This window comes from Paenibacillus sp. FSL F4-0097 (assembly GCF_038593125.1).
GTDB classification, from domain to species: Bacteria; Bacillota; Bacilli; order Paenibacillales; family Paenibacillaceae; genus Paenibacillus_AQ; species Paenibacillus_AQ odorifer.
Genome location: NZ_CP151965.1, coordinates 2,539,524 through 2,561,739, shown reverse-complemented (window position 1 = coordinate 2,561,739; position 22,216 = coordinate 2,539,524). Strand labels below are relative to the sequence as shown.

The following is a 22,216-nucleotide window of genomic DNA, read 5'->3' as shown; positions in this document are numbered from 1 at the left end:
AATCGAGAATGATTATCATTATTGGTGGTCGTTACATATAATAGGGAGGCAATAAGATATGAACAAGGTAAGACAGTCCTTCGCTGTGGTATGTGTACTATTTTTGCTGAGTACATTGCTACTGGCGTGCGGAAACTCAAAGGAACAATCCTCTGCCAATAGTACGGCGAACGCAACCGGGAACTCTTCCGCTGCAACCGCGGCACCTTCAGCAGAACCCTCAGATAGCAGTACAGATGAAGCTGCAGCGACTACCCGCTCCTATACAGATTACATAGGACATACTGTAGAGATTCCAGTGAATCCGCAGCGAATTATCTATTCTGGAGAAACTTATGGCGATTTGCTTGCACTTGGTGTGCAGGCGGTAGGTTATCCTCTTTCTATGGGGGAAGGCCAGGTTTTTGAAGATCAATTGCAAGGTGTGGAGGATGTAGGCTTCCCTATCAATCTGGAAAAAACATTGGAGCTTCAGCCTGACTTGATCATCTATGCGGGCACAGATGAAGCTGATTTCGAGCAGCTCTCCAAAATTGCACCAACGATAATATTTAATACCTTTGCCCCACTCCAGGAACGTATGCTGGACATTGGTGGAATTGTTGGTAAAACGACTGAAGCAGAAGCATGGCTTGCCCAGTATAAAACCGCTGAAGAGAACATGTGGAAGCAATTGAAATCCGCAGGCATGAAAGAGGGCGAAACGGCTGCGGTCTTCACTTATTATCCAGGAGACAGACTATTTATAATGGCAGCAACCGGACTTTCACAGGTACTCTATGGGGAGAATGGCTTCAAGGCAACTCCAGCTATTCAGAAGATACTTGATGAAGGTAAAGGGTTCCAGGAAGTATCCATGGAAGTCCTGAAAGAATATGCCGGAGACCGGATATTCATCTTGACTCCAGTGGCAGAAGAAGCAAAACAATCCACAGAGAATCTATTAAAGAGCCCTATCTGGAAGAGCCTTCCTGCCGTCAAGAACGGATATGTCTATACACAAGACATCATGAAGACTTCAAGTGATGCGACAACAAGAGAATGGCTGCTTGGCGAAATTCCACAGCTATTGAATATGAAATAACCTTCCGAGATGAAGTGTTTAACACAAGGCTGATAAAAAACTGCAAGAAGCATGTCAACAGCTGTTGATATGCTTCTTTTTTTTATATACAATGAATTCATTGATAATCATTCTCACCAAATGAACGGAGGCTGAACCCATGCTGCATACATCATCGTCCTGCCCCCCACTCCACTCTCTGTTATTTCAGCTAAACGAGGCCGAACTGATGATTCAAGCTGCCGATTCAAGCTCTATAACGCGTACAACCCAGGACTATACCCTTCTCATATTTACTGGAGGGAACGGACAATTGAACCTCGATGATCAAAGCGTGATACTAAGTACGGATAAATGTTATCTACTATCTCCTGGAATCTCCTATAGTACGAACAACCAGGAGCTGACGTTGTATTATTACCTCATCACCTTTACAGCAATTTATACAACCAAGCATCCTAAACGATATTCTGGAGAGCTGCTTTCCGGCAGACGGGAGTTAATTGTGCACCCGTTCACCAAGGTAATCCGACTAGTCGAAGAGCTGCTCATGAACAGGAATAATACCGATGATGTACAACAATTCAAGCGACAATTAAAATTCCAAGAATTGCTGCTGCTACTTTTTGAGCATAATTACCCTTCCAAACACCTGCCAAGTCCTACGGAATCCGTAGAAAAGACCATAACATTCATTCAGGAGCATTATACAGAGAGTATCACCGTGAAGCAGTTGGCTGAACGGGCGGGGATATCGATCTGGCAGTATACACCGATCTTTCAACAGCTTACGGGTAAAAAGCCGCTTGAATACCTGACGGATCTGCGTATTAATCATTCCAAACGATTCCTGCAGGAATCGACTGAACCACTGCGGGAAATCGCCAGACTGGTCGGCTTCTCGGATGAATACTATTTCAGCCGCCGCTTTCGGCAAAAAACAGGAGTTACACCCGGACAATATGCACATCAGCAAGGTCGTAAGCTTACCGTCAAGGATTGGACGGGTCATGAGGTGGAAATTCCTGAACGAGCGAAACGTATTGTCTATCATGGCGAGACACTTGGCGACCTTCTCGCGTTAGGTGTAAAGCCTATCGGTGGAGATGAAGCATTCGCCCGGAACAGCGTCTATAAACATCGACTTAAGAAGCTCGCCAACGTCGGGTTTCCACTGGACCCGCAGTTGACCGCTTCCCTAAACCCAGATTTGATCATTTTGGCAAATAGTGATGAAAGAGCCTACAGAGCAGTTTCTGGTATCGCTCCGACACTCACCTTTGATTCATTTGCGCCTCTCGACAACCGAATGCGGACATTAGGCAGTTGGCTAGGTAAACAGCGCGAAGCCGAAGCATGGCTGGAGTCATTCACAATCAAAAATGCTGCCATGTGGCAGCAGCTTTACTCGACAACTCTCCAAGTTGGAGAAACCGCCTCTGCTTTGGTCTATGATCATGGAGATCATCTATATGCTATGGGAATGTCCGGATTCTCCACTGCGCTTTATGCCCCATGTGGTTTACAACCGACCGAAGAGATCCAAGCCATATTGGACGAAGAGTTAGGGTTCGCCGAAGTTGATCCAACACGACTGCCTGCCTACGCCGGAGATCATATCTTCATGTTCATTCCGGAACGCAAAGACTCGCGAGCTGCGATGGAACGATTACTAGACAGTTCACTTTGGAATACTCTTCCGGCAGTACGTCAGGGACATGTTTATCTGCTCGACGGAAGCAAATGGAACTCTAGTGATGCGTTAACCCGGGAGAAGCTGCTAACGCTGTTGCCTAAACTACTCGGCGGAAGTAGCGCTAGCAATTGAAGGTGAATCTAGGATTCTCTTTTGACTTTTCAAAACTTGATAGGGTATACTTTATCTACGCTTAATTTCCAACTTTTACAGTTGAAAAGCGGGGGAACCAGTTAATTGGGGCGAATCATTGAGCATTAGAATGTAGGGTACCATCTTACCCGAGTCCGTCAGCTAACCTCGTCAGCAGTGGATGGGTCTGCTTTTCATGTTATTTACATAACCAGAGACCCTTGCTAAGGGTCTCTTTTTGTGCTTTTTTTGGACCCTGCTGGCAGTAGATTGGCCTTTGACACTAAGGCTCCCTCATTTCTCACACTACGAGACAAAGGAGAGATGTACGTGCAAAAGGTAAAGTACTTCACGGATATTAACAAAATAGCTATGTTGTCTGAGCTGGAAAAAGAGAATCTGAAAGAAATTACAGACAAATTTGTTTTTCGTGTAAATGACTACTATCTGTCTTTGATTAACTGGGATGATCCAGATGATCCCATCCGTAAGCTGGTTATTCCTAACGAAGGTGAACTGCTGGAGTATGGGCGCTGGGACGCCTCCGATGAGGACACGAATTATGTGGTACCTGGTTGTCAGCACAAGTATAGAACCACTGCACTACTGATTGTATCCGAGGTCTGCGGGGCTTATTGCCGCTACTGTTTCCGTAAGCGTCTGTTCCGAAATGACGTGAAAGAGGCGATGGCTGATGTCTCTCCGGGCTTGGAGTATATCGCAAAGAATCCGGAGATTAACAACGTACTTCTTACGGGCGGGGACAGTTTAATTCTCTCCACACCGAAGCTAAGATCCATTATTGAAAATCTAAGAAGCATTGAGCATGTTAAGATCATTAGACTAGGTTCCAAAATTCCCGTATTTAATCCGATGCGGATCTCTGAAGACGAAGAGCTGCTGGAGCTGATTCGTACTTACTCTACCGAAGACAAACGAATCTATGTTATGGCGCACATCAATCATCCTCGTGAAATCACACCTGAAGCCAAAAAAGCATTTAAAGCTCTCCACAACGCAGGGGCAATTGTCGTAAATCAGACTCCCATCCTCAAAGGCATCAACGATGATCCCATTATTTTAGGGGAACTACTGGACCGACTTTCATGGGCTGGCGTTACACCCTACTACTTCTTTGTGAACCGGCCCGTTGCCGGAAACCGGGATTTCGTATTACCGCTCGAGCAAGTCTATCAAATTGTAGAAGAAGCCAAAGCTAGAACCTCAGGACTTGGCAAAAGAGTACGCTTATCCATGAGCCACACCTCAGGAAAAATAGAAATTCTCGCCATTGATAACGGGAAAGCCTATCTCAAATACCATCAATCCAGAGATCAGGAATACGGAAAATTCATGATTCTAGATTGTCCAAAGGACGCCGAATGGTTCGATGACCTGCCTGGGAATGAGCAATATTGGACCCCACCTGTGAAAAAAAACGATGCTATTATTTCTGTTAATGATTTATCAGAGCCTGCGGATTTAATCTGTAAATAAATTAATCGGCTCTGTCAGACTCTGTCATAGGATATTTCTTCATCACCAACAACAAAACTCCTCCCTCCCAAAATTAGCCCGAAAAAATCTATGATATAATCACGCTGTAACACGAAATGGACTAATGGGTGGGAATGCACACATGAAATTGGAACGATTGATTTCTATGATCTACAAGCTATTGAACCACGAAGTTTTATCTGCCTCCAAGCTGGCTGAAGAGTTTCAGGTTTCCCAGCGAACAATCTATAGGGATATCGATGTGATTTGTGCCGCTGGCATCCCGGTCGTATCGTATCAGGGTACTAAAGGTGGATATGGCATTATGGACGGATATAAAATGGATAAAAGCCTGCTCCGTTCGTATGATGTCACTTCTCTGATTACTGTACTTAACAGTCTCTCTTCCGTGTTTGAAGATGAGCATACGCAAGGAACCATTGAACGGCTGCAAACGATAGGAACGGAGCCACAGACTTCTAGTCTCGCGGTGGATCTTGAAACCCGGCGTACGGATCCTGACGCACTTCCTCTTTTACGTGCGGCTATAGCGGAACGAAATGTTGTCCGTTTTGATTACATCAGTGTAAAAAATGAACGTACAACCCGTGAAATGGAACCAGTAAAGCTTAATTTTAAATATAGCAACTGGTACATCTATGGTTATTGCCGGGCACGGCAGGACTATCGGGAGTTTCGTCTTTCCCGGATGCTGAATTTGTTCCTGACGCAGGATACCTTTCAATCACAACATGAAGTACCCAAAGAGGCTGGCTGTTCAAACAGGGTAGATCAGGTGGAGGAAATAGTAATCCGGGTGGACCCTGAGGCTTTGGCAGAAGCTTTGGATCAGTTTCATCAAGTCGACAAGGAATTTCATTCCGATAAAAGCATGACGATGCGAATCCCTGTGTATAAGCCATTGGAAGCTCGTTGGCTTTGGTCCATTCTGCTGAGTTTCGGCAGCGGGGCCGAAGTCCTCGAACCCCCTGCATTGCGAGGTATTTTAAAAGAGCAGCTTCAAAACACACTCAAACTTTATGAAGAAGTATGACAGTCTGATGTCATACTTCTTCTTTTATATTAACAACAGTAACAAAAACAAATCCATGACAATTCAAAAGGAGACCATACGAATGACAAATTATCCAGTAGAAATGTTTAAATACCACACTTGGGCAAACCAAACTATCCTGGGGAGAATCAAGGAACTCCCATCCTCTGTGCTAAGTCAAGAAGTGAACAGCTCGTTTCCCACCATCGCTCATGCCCTTAGCCATATCTATGCGGTTGATACGATGTGGTATCTTGTTTTAACAGGCACTGCTATGCCTGAGGCTTTTCAACAAAGTATCCCGCTAAATTTGAGCATTCTAGATTCTGTGGATGAATACGTAAATATCTTTGCCCAGCTATCAGAACAATACAAAGAATGGTTACACAACCAATCCGATTTGGAGCAAACCATTCTGCTTGACAATCCATTCGCCGGAATCCGCCAAACACGCCTATCAGAAATTGTGTTGCAAGTCGTCAATCACGGGACTTATCATAGAGGTAATATATCTACTATGTTACGGCAGTTAGGCCACGCTTCCACCATGAATGACTATTCTCTTTTTTGGTATCAGGTAACAGCGGAAGCTATTTAAACACTAATGGGCAATCTGCCCCACTCCATACCTAGAAAGGAAATTGTATTTTAATTATGGAGATTGAAAATCTAATTACAGTAAAAACGAGAGAAGATTTAAGAGTTTGGCTGCAGGAGAATTGTAAGACTGAAAAATCTTGTTGGGTACTCGTTAGTATGACGCCAAACCCAGAAACGTTGCTATATTTGGACGTAGTTGAGGAATGTTTGTGTTTTGGATGGATCGATGGAGTGAAAAAGAAAATTTCGGAAACAGAGCTGGCGCAAAGACTCTCTCCCCGAAGTAAAAAAAGCTCTTGGACTGAATTGAACAAAGAACGGGTCCGCCGCCTCGAAAAGCTGGGGTTAATGAGTGCTGAAGGAAAACGGATACTTCCTGATATGAACCCTGATTCTTTTATAGTAGATAAGATTATAGAGCAAAGGCTAAAAGAGGACAGGCAAGTATATGAGAATTTCCGGGCCTTCCCCCCCCTTTATAAAAGAGTTCGGATCGACACGATCCAAAGCAATAAACATCAGCCAGATTTATTTAAGAGTAAATTAGACAAATTCATAACAAACACTAAAGAAAATGAAATGTACGGGCAATGGCATGATAATGGACGTCTGCTCGATTATTAAGCTGCGCTAGATGCATGATCTCCTGCTGAGGCTTTCGGACTCCAATGACGCTATTTACTAATTTATCGCCTCTTCAGCAATCCATCGGACTCCAGCGCAGCTATTCCTTAGAAACTGGCTCTTATAAGGCGTTTTTTTCGCCAATAGGGGCTATGTGGTCCGATAATACTCCAAATGACGGATTTTCCTGCATTTAAGGTCTGCTGAGTCCGATACGCCGAAGAATGATCATTTGCTGGACTCCTGAGTCCGACACCGCCGAAGTATGATCATTTGCTGGGTCAACTGCTATTGCTATTGCTATTGCTATTGCTACTGCTACTGCTACCACTACTGCTACCGCTACTGCTACCATGATCTCCTGCTGAGGCTTTCGGACCCCAATGACGCTATTTACTAATTTATCGCCTTTTCAGCAACTCATCGGACTCCAGCGCAGCTATTCCTTAGAAACTGGCTCTTATAAGGCATTTTTTTCGCCAATAGGGGCTATGTCCGATAATACTCCAAATGGCGGATTTTCCTGCATTTAAGGTCTACTGAGTCCGATACCGCCGAAGCATAGTCATTCGCTGGGTCAACTGCTATTGCTATTGCTACTGCTACTGCTACTGCTGCTGACACCATGATCTCCTGCTGAGGCTTTCGGACCCCAATGACGCTATTTACTAATTTATCGCCTTTTCAGCAACTCATCGGACACCAGCGCAGCTATTCCTTAGAAACTGGCTCTTATAAGGCGTTTTTTTCGCCAATAGGGGCTATGCGGTCCGATAATACTCCAAATGACGGATTTTCCCGCATTTAAGGTCTGCTGAGTCCGATACCGCCGAAGCAGGATCATTCGCTGTGTGTTGTTTCCGTATCTTGGTCATTCGCCGTGTGATGCTACCGTGTCTTGGTCATTCGCTGAGTGATGCTACCGTATCCTGCTCTTTTACTGTGTGATGTTACCGTATCTTAGTCATTCGCTGTCTGTTGCTACCGTATCCTAATCATCTGCGGATCAAACACCATCGACTCATGATCATCTGCTAATCCTATAGTGCTACATACGTGTAAATTCATCTGTTAATCCTAATGTGCTACGTACGTGTAAATTCATCTGTTATTCCGAAAGTGTTAAGTACGCGTGAATGGGATCGGTTCAAACGTTCAGACGAAGTTTAGAGTTGAGAGCAGTGGTTGGTTTAAGTTCAAAAAAAGGAGGTGTCCTAGCCATTTTCATGGCTTTTGGACACCTCTTTTTTTGATTATAGCCCCTCAGCCAGAATCCGTTTCAGGAACATCCCTGTGTAGGATTCCCGCACTTCAGCAACCTGCTCCGGTGTACCTTCAGCTACAAGCTTACCGCCCACAACGCCACCTTCAGGGCCAATGTCAATCACCCAGTCGGACTCCCGAATCAACTCTAAGCTGTGCTCCACAACCACGACCGTATTTCCCGTATCAACCAATTTGCTCAATAAGGTATGGAGCTGCCTGATGTCTGACGGATGAAGGCCTGTTGTTGGTTCGTCGAGCAGATAGAGGGTATGGTTTTTGGAAGGTTTGCTCAACTCTTTAGCCAGTCTAATCCGTTGCCCTTCACCACCAGATAAGGTTTTGACAGATTGTCCCCATTTAAGGTAACCGAGACCCACCTCACACAACGTCTCGATTATCCCCGCCATTTTGGCTTCCGACTTAAGAATTGGCAAGCTTTCCTGCACGGACATGTCCAGCAGATCCGAGATGGAATATCCATCATATTTCACCTGGAGAACCTCATCCGTAAATCTTCTCCCCTTGCAAACGTGGCATTTAACCTCCAAATCGGGTAAGAAATTCATGTCTACAGTCAGCACCCCAAGACCCTGACAGGTTTCGCAGCGTCCACCCGGTGTGTTAAAGGAAAAATGCTTGGAGGTCAGTTTTCTTTTTTTCGCCTCCGGCAATGCAGCAAACAGCTGGCGCAGATGTGTGAAAACATCTGTATATGTCGCTACATTAGAACGCAACATCCTCCCCATGGGCGATTGGTCAAAAATCACTATATTTCCAACCTGATCTAAGCCTGCAATCTCCGCACAGCCTGTTTGCTCATGTTCTTTCGCACTACCTTGCGCAAGAATATCAAAGACTAGCGTCGACTTGCCTGAACCCGAAACCCCAGTTACAGAAACTAGACAACCTAGAGGAAATGTAACCTCCGGGATCTCAATGTTCCGGTATTGAGCCTGTCGGATGGTGATCTGTTTTCCGTCACCTTTCCGGCGAACATATGCAGCAGTCTTATGACGCTCTTCTCTAAGATAGGCTCCCGTAACAGAAGTCTCGCTTGCCATCAAGTCCTCAATGCTGCCCTCGCCAACAACTTGCCCGCCGTCCAGACCAGCACCCGGACCCATATCAATAATATGATCGGCAGCGCGCATCATCTCAATATCATGCTCGATAACGAGCACCGTATTCCCCAAATCGCGTAACTCCTGAAGCACACGAATGAGGCCAACAGTATCCCGCGGATGAAGCCCGGTCGTCGGTTCATCTAGAATGTATAACACTCCAGTCAGACCTGACCCCAGCAATGAGGCAAGGCGCAGCCGCTGTGCCTCTCCACCAGATAAGGAGACCGTCTGACGGTTCATAGAAAGATAACCTAGACCAACATCGATAATCCTTTTTAGTCGGGTAGGCATATCGTGAAGGATGGGTTCAAGCAGATGAAGTCCCTCGGCGGGCAAAGCCGCCTCTAAGCCTTTCGTCCACTCGTAAACATCGCTTAATGACCAATCCGATACCTCCGTAATCGATACGCCAGCTACCCGTACGAGACGAACTTCGTTTTTTAAACGAGCGCCAAGACATTCCGGGCATTGCTGCTCATGAAAAAATCCGCCGTCTTTTTCCTGTGTACCAGCTTCTCCTTCCTTCTCCTTGTAACGCCGCCACAAACCAGGAATGACGCCTTCAAATTTGGTGCCTTGAATCGGCTTAACATTGGGAAAATGGCGCTTAAACGCCTCACTTTCCACTCCGTAATACAACAAGTCGCGCTGAATTTCACCGTAATCTTTTAAGGGCTGATCCGGGTCAAACTCAAAGCCAAAATGCTTGCCAGCGGCCAATAATATACGCATCTGTATATCACGATGAACACCATTCAGCGAGGCAACCCCACCCTCACGCATACTAAGCTCTGGATTAAACACCGCCGCTTCATTTATAGTTGCCACAGATCCAACACCACCGCAGGCTTCACAAGCTCCCTCCGGTTTATTAAAAGAGAAGTGGGACATGCCCAGCTTCTCAAGCTCTGCTCCGCAATGTGGACAACCCATCGTCTGACCATCCATTTCCTCGTCTTCCTCGATCAGCAATCCCCTCGCTTCAAAAGAAGGTGGGATGCTGCCACTACAGGAAGGGCAAACCCGCTCGCCTAATCTGGAAAAGATAAAACGGACAAACGTATAGATGTCAGTGACAGTCCCGACTGTCGAACGGGGATTACGATTGGTGACATGTTGTCCAACACTAATGGACGGAGATAGTCCAATAATAGACTCCACCTTTGGTTTACTGATCGTATCTGACGTCATGCCCATGGAATCCAAATACTGTCTTTGGCATTCCCGCTGTAGTGTATCCATAGCTAGCGTCGATTTGCCTGATCCCGAAGGTCCTGTCAGGACAACTAGCTTATACTTAGGAATCGTGAGCGAGACATTTTTCAGATTATTCTCTCTTGCACCTTTAATAACAATAGTCTCTTTCACATCTATTCCCCTCTCATTTCAACCCACTGGTTTGTAGTTATATCTTCTATCCATATGGTTGCCCAAAGTTGTTGTATTGCAATTATTTTGCAAAACATTTCTAATTTCGATAGAATGTATTTGATAAATCACAAAATTTTCAAATAACTTTATAATCTAATATCTTGACTATCAAGATATAATTATTTTAAAAGGAGCGTTATCTTTTGTCAAGCCACGAACAACCTACACCAGAGCAGGAACAATTCACCTTGCTTATGCGCAGTTTGGGAAACCGAACGGTATTGTACCAACAAAATGTAGCCGCCTCACTTGGGTTATACAATAATGATTTCTTATCTATAGATATTCTACGGGAGAAAGGTCCGATCACTGCCGGAGAACTGTCTAAATTAACCGGTCTGACCACCGGAAGTGTTACAGCATTAATAGACCGGCTCGAAAAAAATGGCTATGTCCGCAGACAAAATGACCCGAATGACCGCCGTAAAGTGATTATTGTGCCATTATATGAGAATAAAGATGATGTCATTAATACGTACCAACCGCTCCATACCGCCATGGTTAAGCTCGCAGCTTCTTATACGGATGAAGAGCTCGCCCTTGTTTCGCAGTTTTTAGGCAAAGCAAGTGCGGTTCTAGAAGAGCAGATTGATCATCTTGGATCCACTGCGCGCGGCAAATCTTCTTCCTAAGATACGTATTTATACAAAAAAGGACGATATCCAAAAGTCATACGACTCTCTGGATACCGTCCTTTTTCATTTATTTTCTAATACCAATCGTTACAATTTCGCATGGACCGATCTGTAAGTCAAAGCTTCCTTTCTCTTTCTCATCACTAGAGACTGGGTGGCTCTCCTCTTCTAGGATCGTCGTTTTATAGAAATACTGCTGTGGAATACTTGAACGGAAGGACAGGTTGGTGTTCTGCTGACTCATGTTATACCAACGCAGCAGCAAGTCTCCAGTCTGCTTGTTCATTTTTAGTGAAGAAAATGCAAGTTCCTTACTCTCCCAATCGAATGGAGTATACACCGGCGCAACCACGCCTGCATGTACATCTGTCTGACATACAATCCACGGAACCTGGAATTGGTAAGCTTCAGCATAAGCACCAGAAGTTATACCCTCGCCTGTGTGCGGGATTAGCTCCATACGAACAACGTGCTCTCCAAGACACTGCGCTTCTGGAGTAGGGAATAGCCCCCAGTCACCAAGTTCGCCAACAGAACGTAGCAGTGTAATCGCAATAGTGTTACGCCCATCTCGCAGCACTTCATATTCATTTAATCCAAAATTAGCGACGGTTAGACCCGCTTTCCCATCACTAATATCAACAAAGGCTTGCTGATGTTGCGTGTTACTCGGATTCTTCCATTCTGTGGCGGGTTCAATATTCCGCTCAGCAACCTCGAACATCGAATCTACACGATGCGTAGCAGCGTTCAAATCTGTCGGAAACAGTATACGAATCCGGTGATCTTTGGCCTGGTTTTCTATTGTCGTTTCGATATGCAATCCCTTTCCGCCCCGCTCCAAGGTGATTACAGTACGAAGTTTTAGAATGACTGTGTCACTACTGCGCTGAGCTTTGCGCTCCGGATAGTAAACCAGTGCACGCTGCTCCTCATCCAGCTTATCATCTGCCGAAGCTGGAATCTCCCAGTCATGCTTAATTTCTATAGCGGCGCGAAACGATGTATTTTCCAGCACACAAATATTAGCCTTTAGTCCTTTAGTCGTCAGAGCTTGTTCGGCCTCTGGCTGTTTGTACATATATTCATTGCCGATATCCCCGGTGTTTTCATATACGCCAAGATCTTGATAGGTCACTCCACTAGTTTTGTCACTTAGCATAAACGAACCATCATCATTAATAACTACCTTGATAACGTCATTTTCCAGCACCCGATCTCCTTGTAGCAAAGATTCAGCGGCTATTGGCAGTTCTGCATCTGCCCGGCGAACCCAAGCATATGAACGAAGACCCAGCGCAGGAACTTCTACGGCTTCAAAGGTAAGTCTTACCCGGCGGCACATATACGGCTGACGGAACTTGTCATCTGGCAAATCATAACCAAACTGAAGACCTAAGTCCTCCATCTGGCAGGCAATATCATTCCCTTGATCGTCTACTAACACACGATCGTGCAAGTCAATTCCGGTCATACGGCTAGCCGTTTCTTCCAGAGAGAACCCTTCTCGCAAATATAGACGCGCCACATCAAGTTCTACGCTCACAGTACCCGTGCGACTCCAACCCGTCATATTCATCGCAACTAGTGGAAGCACGTCTTCACCATATGCTGTAAACCCGGTCGTATCCACAGCTTCTGCAATCACTCGTTTACTACCCTCAACAATGGTCTCTGCCACATGACGGCTTTTGTCAAAACGGGTGACCATCTCACGGTGTACCTCATCCACGCTGCATCCACAAATACTATCATGCGGATGATTCTGCATTAATGTCTTCCATGCATAGTTGAACAGATGATGGGGGTACTCTTTGCCCAGTAAATGTGCGAACGAAGCAAGTGGCTCGGCCAACTTTTCAAGCAAGATTTGCCCTTCCTGATTCATCTGTTTCAAATAGACACGCGCAGACGCGGTATTCACTAACGTACCCCATCCATCGGTATGCTGGCTCCGCAGTTCTCCCTTTACAGTCGACAAGCTGCTGCGATCCATTACACCCTCTACGGCCTTAAGGTAATCAGGAAAGTTCGAATGAATGAACTCCATATCTGGATACAACCGCTTCGCAGTTTCGATAGCCTCTGGCAAATCCAGTTGAGCCGGCTGATGATCGCAACCATTCATGAACAGCAGCTCACCTGTAGAGGCAAACTTCCGCGCATCTGCCAGCTTTTTCTCCCAGAACACTTTGGCTTCTGCTTCATTTACAGGCACTTCGTTTCCGTTAGAATACCAATTAGCAAATAAGATGCCGAGCACTTTTGATCCATCAGGACCTTCCCAAATCAGCTCCGAGAATGAGGATTCGTAACCTCCATCTGACACCGTATTATTGAATCCAGTGGGCTTCACACCTCTTCCAAAAAAGGCATTATTGATGCCGGATTGCCGCATTAATTGTGGAGTCTGGCCGACTAGACCAAAGGTGTCCGGAAAATAACCGATTTTGGAGGGTTCCCCGTAACGCTTCGAATCCTGATGGCCAATCTGCATATTACGAACATTGGCCTCCCCACTAGTAAGGAACGCATCCTGCAAAATATACCAAGGTCCTATTAGAAGGCGACCTTCCGTAATATATTTCTGTAGCCGCTCTTGATTTTCGGGACGTACCTGAAGATAATCTTCCAGAATAATCGTCTGTCCATCCAGATAGAAACTCTTAAATTCGTTATCCTCATCCAACCGGTTCAGTAATTCATCAACCAGTTTCACTAAGCGTACATGATGTTTCTCATAGGGAAGATACCATTCCCGATCCCAGTGTGTATGGGAAATGATATGGGCAGTCTGAGGTTTAATAGATTGATTTGAACTTTCCAAAGTGAAGACCTCCTTATATGCAATGCGTTCTCTCTACCAAGATGCTTAATGTAGAAGATGTGGTTAATTTACATGGATCTCGACTTCCTGCGGGCGATAAACACCAAGCAAGTCTCCTTTACTATCCGTAGCAAAGAGAACAGAACGTTCCTGTTCTAACACGAACGAATAGGTTCGGCCAGTGGCTGAATCCTTCACCTCGATCTTTGCATCTTGGGCATATTCCGACACGAAGGTAAAAAGCGCACCCGTAGCAAAGCTCAATTTCCGTCCGTAGATACCCGCTAAGTCCCCACCACTAATCCATTCCAAATCACATTCCACAAAAGCAGCATTAACCGCGTAGCGGTAAAGTGCAGCCGTAGTATCCCTACGCTCACTCAATTCAACTGGCAGTGGGCTCCATAGGAGTCGACCCTTGCCAAGCGGAAGGTTCACGACAGTCTCTATAGTTGAACTTCCACCAGTTTCTTGAATGATCGTTTCCTTTGTCACCTCAGCTATCCGGCGGTGGCCGAAAGAGACAGGCAGGACTTGACCTTGAAGCATAAGCACTTCTTCGCGGCGCACATTACGCAATTCACGTTTGCCAAGGATATCACTCAACCGATCCGAAGAACGCCAATAGGCATCAATGCCTAACGGTCCAGTGGCAAGCAATACCGCTCCTGTCTCTTCAACAATGTGTAACAACCGTTCCATTGCTGCATCAGCGAAGTTATGCGCGCTTGGCAGTATAATCAGTTTCGCAGGGTTCTTCTCCAAATCATCTAGATGGTATTCGGAAGCCCCCCGAAAAGACATCTTGAGCTCATAAGACAGAATGCGGGTAAGCTCTGTTGTAGCAGCAAAAGCCAACTTCCGATTAGAGAAATCATTCGAATAAGGGAACACCACCGCAATCTCTTCCAATTTCCGATCACCAAATATATCACGGATACCTTCTATAAACTTCCCGAAATCATAAGATACGCCTGCCTCAGGCTTCTCGGTTCCATCTGCTCTCAGTGCTCCGATATGGGACTCATTCGCATTATCCATATAGAAATTCGTATTCCAGATCCAGTGAATAGCCCCCGCACCTGCCGTTCCAAAAGCGTAAGCATACTTGCGTTCCAGCAAATTCTGCAGCTCTTGTTCTGAACGTTTGGCTCGGCCATCTGGAGTTTCTACATACATGACGCCAGTCTCCTGAATTAGGTTTGGCTTATTAGGCGTCTTGGCAAAGATGCCATCCCACACCAGATAATCATTAAACCACCAGGAATGAACAGTGGTGTAATCCACCGCCTCCTCGTAGAAGAACGGCGAAGGTCGCTGCGCTCCTAGTCCCTCATCCTGACCAACCGTAACCATCTGAGCTGGACATTGCTCCTTAATGGCGTCGTATAATTGTTTCACCCAACGGTTATGCATCTCCATAGAGAACAAACAATAATCCAACCAGCGTGTTCCCCTCTTAGCACTGTGCATGTCTTGTACGTCGAAGTTAATCTCTTTTGCTTCTGGCAGCCCTGCAGATGCAAAGTTCGGAAGCTGTGCAGGTGTCATATTCCAGCGTTCCTGCAGCACGTCGATTACACCATGTCTTTCTTGTAGCCATTCCATAAAGGCTTGTCGCTCAAAACGATCATGGCATGAACTCGGGCCGTCCGAAAAAATACGTGCCGGATCAAACATCGACGGTTCATTAATAAGATCCCAATCTACATTCGAAGAATCTTTATGACGAGATACAATAGACCGAATGAACCGCTTCTGAGCTTCCACACTTTGTGGGTCCAGATAAGGATTTACCCCTCCCCACGTTTCCGGTGTGAAGGAGAAGAACGTGAAAGTCACTTGAAGATCATGCTTCTTCGCCGTCATGATGAAGGCGTCGATCGCCCGCAATACTTCTTCCGAGACATGTCCATCGTCTTGCATCACATTGCGATAAGCTGTCCAGATCCCTGTACGGATCCAGTTAATCCCGGCCTTCCGCATCTGGCCCATATCACGATCCCAAACTCCCACGTTCGGTAGAAATAGAAATTTACGCGCCACATCACTCGCCATATAAGTCATGCCGACCACTGGTAGCGGACGCCCATCTTTTATAAAATAATCTCTGCCGCTCGTTACCGGATGGCCTGCTGCCAGCAGCTCAGGAGCATGACCCCAGAACCCTTGGCGCAGAATGCGAACCTCACCATCACTGGCTTCTGCTTCACAGAGAATCTGGTAGAGGCCCCTACCTATCTCCAAAGGAATAGGCAGACGCACCATGTTTAGTTCAGCATTCGCCTTCATTTCCAAACTCTGAGACCACTTCAAAGAGGTATCTGATTCATGCTCTACATGAATTGTGAAATTCCATGTATCTTCATTTCGCATAGAAGGTCTCACTCGTTCAAGCTGCTGAATCTGAAGGGTTAGGGAAGCTCGTTCTCCTGATTCATAAGACGCGTAATTGGGCTTAACCCACATTTCCGTAACACCCTTGCTGCAGAAACGAGACCAATTGGATATCGCGGAAGGACCTTTTTGCTCCCAAAAAGAAGCTGCTGCAGGTGTATTTACGAACAGCCAGCGTGAACCTGCATATAAACCAATCGTATTCTCCCAAAGAACCACTGGGGCAGAAATTTCCCGACCCTCGAGTGTAATTCCTTTTAATAGCGGGTAAATCCGTGTGCTCATCGGACCTGCCGAGCCCATTTGATGTGGTAAATCACTCGTCTTTGTCGTATGTGGCACGAGGTTCCATGTGTCTGCACTCGTTAGAAAAAGAGTTTCTTGACCCTTAAGCAGAGGAATGACATCCGAGGCAAGCAATGAATGGTTGCGTGAGCATTCAACACGAAGTGCCTCATGAATATACAGCTCCTGATGATAGGAAGTCTGCTCCGCTTCCACATGCCATCGGCCATTTTCCCAACGAACAGGTTGTTTGAAGGGTGCGCCTCCAATGCTAATCAGCCCGCCACCTCTTTGCAGGTATTCAAGAATGGCCATCCAGGCCGCTTTCGGGAAATAAGGGGCATGCAGATTGATGAAACAGCCGCCTTCCGTTTCGCATAGCGTTTGTGCAAGCTGATTCTCACTTACAATAGATCCGAACTCACTCATGGATGTAATCGCATCGCTAGGAATGGGACTGGAAATTGGAAAATCAGAATCATAAAATATGATGACAGGTCTGCTCAGGCTGCTCATAGTAGTCCTTCCTTCATCGTTTTATAGACAAGTTGGGAGAACAGACTATTGGACCAGGCGAACCATTTTCTAGTGAACGTATTCGGATCATCAACATGGAATCCCTCATGCATAAAGCCAGTATCCGCATCTGTAGCTTCTAACATCGCAAGCATCTCCAGCTTTTCTTCCTTAGTGGAAGCCGTCAAACCTTGCATGGATAATGCCATATGCCAGATGTAGTCTTTGGGAGTATGCGGACTGCCGATTCCCTTCGCTGCGGTTCCTTCAAAATAAAAAGGATTCTCCTTGCTCAGAGCAAATCGTCTCGTATTCTGATAAATTCCATCCTCTGCGGTAACATAGCCGAGATAAGGAATCGACAGGAGTCCTGGTGTTCCCGCATCATCCATCAAGCAGTAGTTGCCATAACCATCGGTCTCGTAGGCGTAGATTGGACCGAATTTCGGATGACGATAAATACCGTACAATTGAATTCCGTGATCAATCTCAGCTTCTAATGCTTTAAGCTGTTCCAGAAATTCAAGATCACGGAATACCCATTCAGCGAATTCCTGCATATGACGTAATGCAACAACAGCGAACATATTCCCCGGAATGTTGTAATGGAAGTCGCAAGCATCATCGCTCGAGCGGAACCCGGACCAAACCATGCCCGAGTAATTAACAGGCATACCCAGGCCGTTATTACGCAGTGTATCTTCAGGAATCCCATTGTTACGCGTAAAGCGGTATGGAGATAATTCACTATGGCGCTGTTCAGTTTTGAACAGGTTGTATATTTTGACCATGGCTGCCTTAAATCCGGCGTCGAATATATCAGTCTTTCCGGTTTCTTTCCAATAGGCATAAGCCAGACGCATGGAAAAACAAAGAGAATCGATCTCGAATTTACGCTCCCACACCCAGGGGGACATTTCTGTAATATCGCTAGTACTCCAATGCCAATCATTCGCCGTCTCATTAAACGCATTGGCGTACGGATCGATATGAATATACTCGATATGACGTTTAATTAACCCGCTGATAATCCGCTGAAGATCGGGATCGTTTTTAGCAAAGGGCACGTAGTGCATAACCTGCTCTACAGAGTCTCGCAACCAAGAAGCCGGGATATCTCCTGTAATCACAAACGTTGTTCCATCATCCATAAGCTTAGTCGTTGTCTCAAGCGTATTAGGGAAACAGTTCTTAAAGAGCTGCAACAGCTTCGGCCGATGAGCTAACTTCTCCTCTGCTTCGTTCAATACCTCTTGAACCGCTTGAGGAAGCGGCAGCTTCGGCATAGAGATGGTGGGAAGTCGGAATTTTTCCATATTCTCACTCCTTCATAATAAATGGGGATAGATAGAGAGACGGGCAGCATAGCTGCCCGTCTCCACTAATCCTATTTGTGTTACCTTTAGTGATTAATCTTAGGCGTGTTACGTTCATTAGCTTATTTCTTTGTCTGGTTCCACTCATCAAGTTGCTTTTGAACTTCTGCAATGACTTTATCCAATCCAGCTTCTTTAAATTTCTTCGCTGCTTTTGGCAGATATGTTTTAGGATCAACAGAACCTGTGTACAGCGCTGGCATAAATTCTTTAGTTACGTTGTTGATGGCCGCTACTTCTGTTTTCACAGGTGTAGGATCAAATGCAAAACCGAAGGTAGGGGCTTCTTTTGAAGAATCATTAAACTTCTTAAAAGCATCCCATTTATCAGCAGGGTCATCAGCATGCAGATAAGTCAATAACATATTCCCAAGCGTGAAGCCTGGCATTGCATAGCTATCTTGCATAGCTGGCAGATCTTCAATGACATTGTCGGAGATTTTCTTATAATGAGTGCCTTCAATACCATAGTTGAGCAAATTGCGTAAGTACTTATCTGTATTCAAAAGATTCAAGAACATCATCGCGCGCTCAGGATCACCTGAGGTTACGGAAATCGCGTGCATCGAACCTGCGGCGGACTGTGTATATACATAAGGATCATGCATAGGTGAAGTTACAATTTCATAACCTGCTGAACGAGACCAACCTTTTTCTGCATAAGGTTGTGTGATTTCGCGATCGGCAAACCATTTGCCGGTCTTAATGTTATCGATTCCTTCAAGTGTCGCAACGTCTGGGCGTAAGTAACCTGCTGTGTAAAGTCTACGCATCGTATCTAACGATGTTGCAAGTTCAGGTGTCTCCAGAATATTAACAACCTTGCCATCTGTGGAATCCATATAGACCCCGATAGGTAACTCATCACCTAGTACATAGTCAAATGGCATAAATGGTTTAAAGCCTTTAGGAACAGCTAGCGGTGTAATATCAGCCGGCTCGTTCTCTTTAATCGTTTTAAGCAGTGGCTCTAGATCATCCAATGTACGGATATTGGAAATGTCCATGTTGTATTTATCAACATATTTCTTATTGAAGCGCCATACCCATTGCTGTCCAAGCTCCTTATTTACAGGAACACCATAGATCTCACCTTTAATCTTAGTTCCTTCTAAGAAACGAGGGTCCAAAACCTCTTTCGTTTCCTTACCATACTTATCCAGCAGATCATTCAGACCCAAGAACGTACCATTAGCAGCGTTACGGCGGAAGTCATTTGTCCAAGAAGAGGTAAAGGCAATATCATAAGGCTCACCAGAAGCGGTGATGACTTGCATCTTCTTATCGTAATCGCCCCAATCGAACATCGTAATGTTCAACGTCGCATTAATTTTTTCTTGGGTATATTTATTAACTTCTTTTAAGACAAGATCCAAATCCTTTTGAGGTCCACCAATTAAATACATCTTCAGCTCATATGGCTTTAATTCTGATGTGTTCCCTGCTGAATCACCTGCTGCCGCTGAATTGTTTGTTTCTTTAGCAGCATTTGTATTATTATTCGAACCACATCCAGCTAGAAGGCCAGAAAAAAGCATTGTCCCTGCAAGAGCGAGTGTTAAGCCTTTTTTCATTTTCATTTCTATTTTCCCCCTTTAGATTAATGAACGCTTTATTTATATCGATTCCTGTCCTAGCGATTCGAATAAATACATCTTAGTAGTGTTACTCCTTTAAAGAGCCCACGGTTAAACCTTGTACAAAATACTTTTGGAAGAACGGATACGCTAGTGCTATAGGCAAGGTCGCCAGTACAACCATCGCCATACGAACGGTTTCTGTTGGCAAGGTTGCAGCAATCTCAAAGCTTGATCCCATCTGCATACTGTTCTGAATGACGAACTCCATATTATTCTGAATTCGCATCAGCATCGCTTGGAGTGGAACAAGACTCGCATCATCTATATACAGCAGGGCATTAAACCAATCATTCCAATAGCCCAGCGTACAGAACAATCCAATCGTTGCAATCCCCGGTAAAGAGATGGGAAGTACAATTTGCAGGAAGGTCCGAAACTCACCAGACCCATCAATTTTGGCAGCCTCAACGAGTGCATCAGGTACGCTAGTCTGGAAGAAGGTCCGCATTACTAGAATAAAGAATGCATTCATCGCGATTGGCAATATCAAAGCCCATATCGTGTTGTACAGATGTAAAAACTGCGTAGCCACGATATAGTTAGGAACCATTCCGCCTGAGAATAACATCGTAAAGAAGGCGAAGAAGCTGAAATAATTACGATAGCGAAATGATCTTCGAGAGAGTACATACGCATAAGTTGTTATTAGAAATAAACTAATGAGTGTACCTAGTACAGTAACCATCAAAGTAACTCCAAAGGAACGAAGTAGTTGATCACCTGTGTTAAAAACAAACTGATAAGCTGCTAAACTATATTTTTCGGGTAACAAGCTAAATCCATTTAAAGCAAGTACTTTTTCATCTGTAAAAGAAATCGCTATCACAAACAAGAACGGAAACACACAAGTAAAAGCGAAGATGCCAATTATAATATTGAGTACCACATTCCATAAAGGAGTAATGGCGTTGTTGTCGATTTCTTTTGGCTTACGTTTGAATACTGCCATAACGTCACTAACTCCTTTCTAGAATATCGCATTCTCTTTGCTGATCTTTTTCACAATAGAATTCGTTACAAGCACCATGATAAATCCAACAACCGATTGATATAGACCCGCTGCTGTACTCATTCCTAGATTACCTGTCGTACTCATGCTTCGATAAATATAAGTATCGATAACATTCGTTACGGAGTATAGAACACCTGAATCCCGAGGGATTTGATAGAATAAACCGAAGTCCGATCTAAAAATACCACCAATCGCTAAAATCGTTAGCGTTACCATTAAAGGTTTAAGCAAAGGAAGTGTAATAAACTTAATCTGCTGCCATTTGCTGGCCCCATCAATCATAGCCGCTTCATAATAGGACTTGTCGATACCCGCTATAGCCGCTAAGTAAACAACACTTGAGTAACCAATTGATTTCCAAATCCCCATGAAAATTAGGATATATGGCCAAAAGCGAGTATCCCCATACCAGGAAATAGGATCGCCGCCGAAGTAAACAACCACTTGATTCAATATTCCTTTATCTACACTCAGAAAGCTGAAGGTAAAGAAACTAATAATGACCCAAGAAAGGAAGTACGGCATAAACATCGCCGTTTGATAAACTTTAGCCATCCGTTTGTTCACAAGTTCATTCAAGGTGATCGCAATGCCCACCGCAAGAACTAAACCGAGAGAGATCAACGCCAAGTTATAAAGAATCGTATTTCTTGTAATGATATAGGCGTCCTCCGTCGAGAACAAAAAGTTGAAATTTTCAAGGCCAATCCACTTACTATTTAAAACGCTTGCAAAGAATCCATCCCGATGAATCTTGAAATCCTTGAATGCAATTACTGTTCCAAACATCGGTAAGTAGCAAAAGATCAGGAACCATAATGTCCCTGGTAATACCATAAACCAGAGTACTTTATCCTTAATTAAACTTTTGAAAAATGCAGGCATTATTCCACATCCCCCTTCTCTCTATCCCCAAACAACCCCTATATATCCCTTAGATCTTTTTCCCTCGCCCCTTTAACTACCCTTAATTCTGCGCTATAAAAGCGGTTTCATAAAGTTGAAAAACTCCAGAATCAGATGTAAAAATTAAAGATCCAC

At 44.9% G+C, this 22,216-nt stretch carries 15 protein-coding genes and 1 riboswitch; of the genes, 7 read left to right on the top strand and 8 right to left on the bottom strand.

From position 1 onward, the window contains the following. Window positions 1-58 precede the first annotated feature (58 nt). From MHH86_RS11345 to MHH86_RS11320, 6 genes are all read left to right on the top strand, one after another. Entirely contained in the window at window positions 59-1,084 is a 1,026-nt protein-coding gene (locus MHH86_RS11345) for an ABC transporter substrate-binding protein (RefSeq protein ID WP_036689718.1), read from the top strand. A gap of 139 nt (window positions 1,085-1,223) precedes the next feature. Continuing rightward, window positions 1,224-2,891, top strand: a complete 1,668-nt coding sequence (locus MHH86_RS11340; RefSeq protein ID WP_036689716.1) for an AraC family transcriptional regulator — start codon at window positions 1,224-1,226, stop codon at window positions 2,889-2,891. Between the two features lie 48 nt (window positions 2,892-2,939). After that, window positions 2,940-3,081: riboswitch (cyclic di-AMP (ydaO/yuaA leader) on the top strand. Window positions 3,082-3,221: 140 nt separating this feature from the next. Next, window positions 3,222-4,388: a KamA family radical SAM protein gene (locus MHH86_RS11335; RefSeq protein ID WP_036689715.1), complete on the top strand. Its 1,167-nt coding sequence runs from the start codon at window positions 3,222-3,224 to the stop codon at window positions 4,386-4,388. Window positions 4,389-4,530: 142 nt separating this feature from the next. Next, window positions 4,531-5,442 (top strand): YafY family protein, encoded by a 912-nt coding sequence (locus MHH86_RS11330; RefSeq protein WP_036689714.1) that lies wholly within the window; start codon window positions 4,531-4,533, stop codon window positions 5,440-5,442. Between the two features lie 82 nt (window positions 5,443-5,524). Continuing rightward, window positions 5,525-6,040 (top strand): DinB family protein, encoded by a 516-nt coding sequence (locus MHH86_RS11325; protein ID WP_036689713.1) that lies wholly within the window; start codon window positions 5,525-5,527, stop codon window positions 6,038-6,040. Window positions 6,041-6,096: 56 nt separating this feature from the next. Next, entirely contained in the window at window positions 6,097-6,666 is a 570-nt protein-coding gene (locus MHH86_RS11320; RefSeq protein WP_036689712.1) for a YdeI/OmpD-associated family protein, read from the top strand. 193 nt (window positions 6,667-6,859) lie between these two features. Here the strand turns inward: MHH86_RS11320 and MHH86_RS11315 are convergent, their stop codons facing one another. Next, window positions 6,860-7,021 (bottom strand): hypothetical protein, encoded by a 162-nt coding sequence (locus tag MHH86_RS11315; RefSeq protein ID WP_342479735.1) that lies wholly within the window; start codon window positions 7,019-7,021, stop codon window positions 6,860-6,862. Between the two features lie 898 nt (window positions 7,022-7,919). Further along, the gene (gene uvrA, locus MHH86_RS11310; protein WP_036689634.1) at window positions 7,920-10,424 is read right to left on the bottom strand and encodes an excinuclease ABC subunit UvrA; all 2,505 of its coding nucleotides are present in this window, start codon (window positions 10,422-10,424) and stop codon (window positions 7,920-7,922) included. 257 nt (window positions 10,425-10,681) lie between these two features. Here uvrA and MHH86_RS11305 point away from each other — a divergent pair, with 257 nt between their 5' ends. Continuing rightward, the gene (locus MHH86_RS11305; protein WP_051491639.1) at window positions 10,682-11,119 is read left to right on the top strand and encodes a MarR family transcriptional regulator; all 438 of its coding nucleotides are present in this window, start codon (window positions 10,682-10,684) and stop codon (window positions 11,117-11,119) included. A 70-nt stretch (window positions 11,120-11,189) separates the two neighbouring features. On the opposite strand, the gene MHH86_RS11300 is transcribed toward MHH86_RS11305, so the two are convergent. The 6 genes from MHH86_RS11300 to MHH86_RS11275 all read right to left on the bottom strand — a co-directional run bounded on the left by MHH86_RS11300 (window position 11,190) and on the right by MHH86_RS11275 (window position 22,060). Further along, window positions 11,190-13,949: an alpha-mannosidase gene (locus MHH86_RS11300; protein ID WP_036689629.1), complete on the bottom strand. Its 2,760-nt coding sequence runs from the start codon at window positions 13,947-13,949 to the stop codon at window positions 11,190-11,192. A gap of 63 nt (window positions 13,950-14,012) precedes the next feature. Then, window positions 14,013-17,147, bottom strand: a complete 3,135-nt coding sequence (locus MHH86_RS11295) for a beta-galactosidase (RefSeq protein ID WP_036689628.1) — start codon at window positions 17,145-17,147, stop codon at window positions 14,013-14,015. After that, a complete protein-coding gene (locus MHH86_RS11290) occupies window positions 17,144-18,463 on the bottom strand; it encodes a glycoside hydrolase family 125 protein (RefSeq protein ID WP_036689626.1) in 1,320 nt (439 codons plus the stop codon). Before MHH86_RS11290 ends, MHH86_RS11295 begins: the two co-directional genes overlap by 4 nt. Window positions 18,464-18,585: 122 nt before the next feature. Next, window positions 18,586-20,103: an ABC transporter substrate-binding protein gene (locus tag MHH86_RS11285; protein ID WP_036689624.1), complete on the bottom strand. Its 1,518-nt coding sequence runs from the start codon at window positions 20,101-20,103 to the stop codon at window positions 18,586-18,588. An 85-nt stretch (window positions 20,104-20,188) separates the two neighbouring features. Then, window positions 20,189-21,112 (bottom strand): carbohydrate ABC transporter permease, encoded by a 924-nt coding sequence (locus MHH86_RS11280; protein WP_036689623.1) that lies wholly within the window; start codon window positions 21,110-21,112, stop codon window positions 20,189-20,191. A gap of 18 nt (window positions 21,113-21,130) precedes the next feature. Next, window positions 21,131-22,060: an ABC transporter permease subunit gene (locus MHH86_RS11275; RefSeq protein ID WP_036689622.1), complete on the bottom strand. Its 930-nt coding sequence runs from the start codon at window positions 22,058-22,060 to the stop codon at window positions 21,131-21,133. Window positions 22,061-22,216 lie beyond the last annotated feature (156 nt).

Excerpts from the sequence above, each read along its gene's own strand:
- MHH86_RS11345 (WP_036689718.1), top strand. The coding sequence starts at position 59 with ATGAACAAGGTAAGACAGTCCTTCGCTGTGGTATGTGTACTATTTTTG.
- MHH86_RS11340 (WP_036689716.1), top strand. The coding sequence starts at position 1,224 with ATGCTGCATACATCATCGTCCTGCCCCCCACTCCACTCTCTGTTATTT.
- MHH86_RS11330 (WP_036689714.1), top strand. The coding sequence starts at position 4,531 with ATGAAATTGGAACGATTGATTTCTATGATCTACAAGCTATTGAACCAC.
- MHH86_RS11325 (WP_036689713.1), top strand. The coding sequence starts at position 5,525 with ATGACAAATTATCCAGTAGAAATGTTTAAATACCACACTTGGGCAAAC.
- MHH86_RS11320 (WP_036689712.1), top strand. The coding sequence starts at position 6,097 with ATGGAGATTGAAAATCTAATTACAGTAAAAACGAGAGAAGATTTAAGA.
- MHH86_RS11315 (WP_342479735.1), bottom strand. The coding sequence starts at position 7,021 with ATGGTAGCAGTAGCGGTAGCAGTAGTGGTAGCAGTAGCAGTAGCAATA.
- MHH86_RS11305 (WP_051491639.1), top strand. The coding sequence starts at position 10,682 with ATGCGCAGTTTGGGAAACCGAACGGTATTGTACCAACAAAATGTAGCC.
- MHH86_RS11295 (WP_036689628.1), bottom strand. The coding sequence starts at position 17,147 with ATGAGCAGCCTGAGCAGACCTGTCATCATATTTTATGATTCTGATTTT.
- MHH86_RS11290 (WP_036689626.1), bottom strand. The coding sequence starts at position 18,463 with ATGGAAAAATTCCGACTTCCCACCATCTCTATGCCGAAGCTGCCGCTT.
- MHH86_RS11285 (WP_036689624.1), bottom strand. The coding sequence starts at position 20,103 with ATGAAAATGAAAAAAGGCTTAACACTCGCTCTTGCAGGGACAATGCTT.
- MHH86_RS11280 (WP_036689623.1), bottom strand. The coding sequence starts at position 21,112 with ATGGCAGTATTCAAACGTAAGCCAAAAGAAATCGACAACAACGCCATT.
- MHH86_RS11275 (WP_036689622.1), bottom strand. The coding sequence starts at position 22,060 with ATGCCTGCATTTTTCAAAAGTTTAATTAAGGATAAAGTACTCTGGTTT.